The organism is Mesorhizobium sp. M1403 (assembly GCF_040317695.1).
Taxonomy (GTDB): Bacteria; Pseudomonadota; Alphaproteobacteria; order Rhizobiales; family Rhizobiaceae; genus Mesorhizobium.
Window position 1 is genome coordinate 25,001 of the sequence record NZ_JAMYKY010000041.1, and the last position, 4,977, is coordinate 29,977.

A 4,977-nucleotide genomic window follows, 5' to 3' on the forward strand; every position below is an offset into this window, starting at 1 on the left:
AAGGTCCCCAAGTTATGGCTAAGTGGGAAAGGATGTGAGGATCCCAAAACAACCAGGATGTTGGCTTAGAAGCAGCCATCATTTAAAGAAAGCGTAACAGCTCACTGGTCTAAATAAGGGTCTTTGCGCCGAAAATGTAACGGGGCTAAAGCCATACACCGAAGCTTAGGGTTTGCAGCAATGCAAGCGGTAGCGGAGCGTTCTGTAAGCTGATGAAGCCATACCCGTGAGGGATGGTGGAGGTATCAGAAGTGCGAATGCTGACATGAGTAACGTAAGGGGAGTGAGAGACTCCCCCGCCGAAAGTCCAAGGGTTCCTGCTTAAAGCTAATCTGAGCAGGGTTAGCCGGCCCCTAAGTCGAGGCAGAAATGCGTAGACGATGGGAACCACGTTAATATTCGTGGGCCTGGAGGAAGTGACGGATCATTGAGGTAGTCCAATCTTATCGGATTGAAAGGGCTGCTGCGTGGTTCCAGGAAATAGCTCCTCCTTATAGACCGTACCCGAAACCGACACTGGTGGACTGGTAGAGTATACCAAGGCGCTTGAGAGAACTATGCTGAAGGAACTCGGCAAATTGCACGCGTAACTTCGGAAGAAGCGTGACCCTTTCATGCGCAAGCATGGGAGGGTGGCACAGACCAGGGGGTAGCGACTGTTTATCAAAAACACAGGGCTCTGCGAAGTCGCAAGACGACGTATAGGGTCTGACGCCTGCCCGGTGCTGGAAGGTTAAGAGGAGGGGTGCAAGCTCTGAATCGAAGCCCCAGTAAACGGCGGCCGTAACTATAACGGTCCTAAGGTAGCGAAATTCCTTGTCGGGTAAGTTCCGACCTGCACGAATGGCGTAACGACTTCCCCGCTGTCTCCAGCATAGACTCAGTGAAATTGAATTCCCCGTGAAGATGCGGGGTTCCTGCGGTTAGACGGAAAGACCCCGTGCACCTTTACTATAGCTTTACATTGGCATTCGTAGTGGCATGTGTAGGATAGGTGGTAGGCTTTGAAACCTGGGCGCCAGCTCAGGTGGAGCCACCCTTGAAATACCACCCTTATCACTATGGATGTCTAACCGCGGCCCGTTATCCGGGTCCGGGACAATGTATGGTGGGTAGTTTGACTGGGGCGGTCGCCTCCTAAAGAGTAACGGAGGCGCGCGATGGTGGGCTCAGAACGGTCGGAAATCGTTCGCTGAGTGCAATGGCATAAGCCTGCCTGACTGCGAGACTGACAAGTCGAGCAGAGACGAAAGTCGGTCATAGTGATCCGGTGGTCCCGCGTGGAAGGGCCATCGCTCAACGGATAAAAGGTACGCCGGGGATAACAGGCTGATGACCCCCAAGAGTCCATATCGACGGGGTTGTTTGGCACCTCGATGTCGACTCATCGCATCCTGGGGCTGGAGCAGGTCCCAAGGGTATGGCTGTTCGCCATTTAAAGCGGTACGTGAGTTGGGTTCAGAACGTCGTGAGACAGTTCGGTCCCTATCTGCCGTGGGTGTAGGAATATTGAAAGGATCTGTCCCTAGTACGAGAGGACCGGGATGGACGGATCTCTGGTGGACCTGTTGTGGCGCCAGCCGCATAGCAGGGTAGCTATATCCGGACGGGATAACCGCTGAAGGCATCTAAGCGGGAAACCCACCTTAAAACGAGTATTCCCTGAGAACCGTGGAAGACGACCACGTTGATAGGCCGGGTGTGGAAGAGCGGCAACGCTTGAAGCTTACCGGTACTAATAGTTCGATCGGCTTGATCGTTCTCATTCCTAATGCCCATTTCTGGCGACAATCCTTGGATTGCGCCGACATGGATGGCACAGAAAACAGCTTCTCGAGCAACGTGCGTTTTGCCGACCTGGTGGTTATGGCGGAGCGGCTGCACCCGATCCCATTCCGAACTCGGCCGTGAAACGCTCCAGCGCTGATGGTACTTCGTCTCAAGACGCGGGAGAGTAGGTCGCTGCCAGGTCTGCCAAGCGCACGTTGTTTAATCTTCTCCTTACGAACAGGCCCGCCAACGGGGCTCCGGGCCGCGCAAGCGGCCCTTTCATTTGGCGGAAGCTTGAATTCAGTGAGCCAAGGCTTACTTCTAGGGTTGACGCGGGGTGGAGCAGCGCCCCATCCGCCCACAAAGGCCGAAGGCCTTGAGGACGGACAACAAAAAAGCCCGGGCTGCCCGGCCGGCGGTCGCCGTGAAGTTGACGCGGGGTGGAGCAGCCCGGTAGCTCGTCAGGCTCATAACCTGAAGGTCACAGGTTCAAATCCTGTCCCCGCAACCAAAGTACGAAAACGGTCCGCCTTGTGCGGGCCGTTTTCGTTTGCTCTGAAGTGCAGCGACAGGATACTCAGCGTTCCGCAGCCAATTTTTCGCGTATGTGTTCCGATCCACCTCTCATACGTAGGGCGAATGGCCGATCGGGATTTACGACGCGCCAAAAGGGCGCGCTGCCGTCTTGACTGATATGCACCAAGTGCCGCCGCACAGTCACTGGGCAGCAGGCGTCTGCCCCGTATTTTGCCGCGAGCTTACGTCGTAACTCTGCAAGGTCCGACAAGTGGCCAGGTCGCGCAGCCCGGAGCTCGTCTGCGACCATGTTCTCCGTTGGGATTAGCATGCTCTGCATAAGGTTTTTGCCTTTGCGTCGCGTTTTGACTACCGGCAATTCGCTCATAATTCACCTCCAGGAATTCCACTACAGAAGACGAACAAGAACGCCGCAATCCGACAAATCTCGGATTGATTTGATTGGGCCGTGGCTCGAACCTACGGTTGGAGGCCACAGCCATGAACCCACAAAGACGCCTCCGGCCGGACACTTACCAACGAAGCCGACACAGCGGGACACCGAGGCAGATCCTGTCCGCACCAAATTCCTCGCAATGCAAACATCAAAACCCCCCGGTTGCCTTGCGGCGCCGGGGGTTTTTGTTGGCTCTGTGCTGCCCAACGGGACGGAGCTTTACGTCTTCGCCGACATGGCTCGAACTGCAGCTCTAGCCGGCATCCCGGTTGGTCAAGGCGATGTGGCAGCAGCCGGAACCGTGGCCCGGCGTCCAGGTGACGTTGTCGAAGCGCACTCCGGTGGCCTCGAACAGGCCGCGGTCGAAGGCGCCGGCGATGCGGCAGAGCGTGGCGAGCTTCTTGTCGCCAACGCCAGCTTCGACCCAAGCGTCCTTCAGCGGACAGCGCTTGACCTTGAAGGCGATGCGGCCTTGGCCGCGTTCGACGTCGGTCGGATACATGCGGCCGCCATCCGGGCTGACGGCGAGGAACGCCTCGCCGATCGCCGTTGCGTCGTTCGGGCCGAAATCGGCGAAGGCCGACGCCGCAACCTCCTTGCCGCGCCGTTCGATGGTGCGGATCATGATAGCCTCAGCCTTTTCCGCGCCAACTTCCGCGGTTAGCTCGTCGAGCAACAGACGATAGAGATCGGCGCGGTTACGGAAGGCGGAATCGAGTTCGCGCGACAGTTTTTCGGCTCGGGCTTCGACGTCGGTCATGATGCGTCCTGTTCGATCCTTGACAGTCTTGGCGCTGCCGCCACCAGCGCCTTGCCGATCGCGGATTGCGGCGCGTCGATGACGGTACGGGCATCGCCGCTCTCGGCAATGCGCCCGGCGTCCAAAATGGCGACGCGGTGGGCGATGGCACGGACGACACCGAGATCGTGCGAAATGAACAGATAGGCGATGCGCTCCTCGCGTTGAAGGTCGAGCAGCAGCCGCAGGATCTGCGCGCGCACCGAAACGTCGAGCGCCGACACGGCCTCGTCGAGCACGACCAGCGACGGTTTTGTGGCGATGGCGCGGGCGATGGCGACTCGTTGGCGTTGGCCGCCGGAGATTTCGTGAATGGCGCGGCCGGCGAGACCGGGGCTGAGGCCGACGCGCTCCAGCAGAGTGGCAATACGGCGCGGGCGCTCGGCACGAGAGGCAATGTGATGGATGCGCAAGGGGTCGTCGAGCACACGCGCCACCGTGGCGCGCGGGTTCAAGGCGGCGAGCGGATCCTGAAACACCATCTGCAGACGAGCGCGCCGGTGGCGCAAGGCAGCGCCGTTCATTGACAGGAAGTCGCTGCCTTCAAATTCGATATGGCCGGCGTCGGGTTCGATGAGCCGCAGCATCAGCCGGGCTATCGTCGACTTGCCGCTGCCTGAAGGTCCGGCCAGCGCCAGCGTCTCGCCAGCTTCGATGTGGAAGGAAACGTTATCTGCCGCGGCAATGATCTTGCCGCCGCGAGGGTATCGTTTGGTCAGGCCGGAAACGGCGAGCAGAGGACTGGTCATGTTCGCTGCAACAGCGGCTCGGCGTCGAGGCCGAGATGAGCGTCAAGCAGCGCCCGAGTGTAAGTGTGCCGCGGCGCACTGACGACCTGCGCCGTCGCACCGAGTTCGATCAATTCGCCATTCCGGAACACGGCGATGCGCCCCGCCAGCTCAGCGGCCAGCGCGATGTCGTGGCTGACGAACAACAGCGTCATGCCGTCCTCGGCCACCAATTGCCGAATTAGCGCGACGATCTCGGCCTGCACGATGGTGTCCAGCGCGCTGGTCGCCTCATCGGCGATCAGCAGTTTCGGGCCGGACGCGATTGCCGCGGCGATGGCGACGCGCTGCTTCTGGCCGCCGGAAAGCTGGTGTGGAAAGGCATGCATAGCCGCATTGGGGTCGGGCAGACGGACCCGTTCAAGCAAGTTTTGGGCCTTCGCGTAGGCTTGCGGCCAATTGAGGCCGAGGTGGGTGTAGGCGACCTCGGCGATCTGCTTGCCAATTGGCATCACCGGGTCAAGGCTCGCCGATGGATCCTGGAAGATGAAGCCGATGTCACGGCCGCCGATTGAAGCACGGTCGCGAAGACTTGCAGGCTGACGTCCCGTCGCACCCCCCTCAGAACCGCTGGCCCGCCAAGCGACACGCGCGCGCGGGGGGGGCTGTGCCCGCCCACGAGACGGCGCGCCGGGCCGCCCGCGAGG

4 protein-coding genes, 1 tRNA gene and 2 rRNA genes (1 of these 7 running past the window's edge) are annotated in these 4,977 nt (G+C 59.9%); 3 read left to right on the forward strand and 4 right to left on the reverse strand.

The annotated features are described in order from the left end of the window. From NKH01_RS32515 to NKH01_RS32525, 3 genes are all read left to right on the forward strand, one after another. Positions 1–1,760 (forward strand): 23S ribosomal RNA (locus tag NKH01_RS32515) (it extends 1,047 nt beyond the left edge of the window). 96 nt (positions 1,761–1,856) lie between these two features. Next, positions 1,857–1,971, forward strand: a 5S ribosomal RNA gene (rrf, locus tag NKH01_RS32520). A 233-nt stretch (positions 1,972–2,204) separates the two neighbouring features. Further along, positions 2,205–2,281, forward strand: a tRNA-Met gene (locus tag NKH01_RS32525). 66 nt (positions 2,282–2,347) lie between these two features. Here NKH01_RS32525 and NKH01_RS32530 read toward each other — a convergent pair. From NKH01_RS32530 to NKH01_RS32545, 4 genes are all read right to left on the reverse strand, one after another. Then, the gene (locus NKH01_RS32530; protein ID WP_353024379.1) at positions 2,348–2,674 is read right to left on the reverse strand and encodes a hypothetical protein; all 327 of its coding nucleotides are present in this window, start codon (positions 2,672–2,674) and stop codon (positions 2,348–2,350) included. A 322-nt stretch (positions 2,675–2,996) separates the two neighbouring features. Beyond that, positions 2,997–3,503 carry an L-2-amino-thiazoline-4-carboxylic acid hydrolase gene (locus NKH01_RS32535; RefSeq protein ID WP_352849367.1) on the reverse strand — a complete coding sequence of 169 codons (507 nt, stop codon included), beginning with the start codon at positions 3,501–3,503 and terminating at the stop codon, positions 2,997–2,999. After that, positions 3,500–4,291, reverse strand: coding sequence for an ATP-binding cassette domain-containing protein (locus NKH01_RS32540; protein WP_352849369.1), 792 nt, complete (start codon positions 4,289–4,291; stop codon positions 3,500–3,502). Before NKH01_RS32540 ends, NKH01_RS32535 begins: the two co-directional genes overlap by 4 nt. Next, positions 4,288–4,977, reverse strand: a 690-nt coding sequence (locus tag NKH01_RS32545) for an ATP-binding cassette domain-containing protein (RefSeq protein ID WP_353024381.1), incomplete at its 5' end; no start/stop codon positions are given. The genes NKH01_RS32545 and NKH01_RS32540, both read right to left, overlap by 4 nt.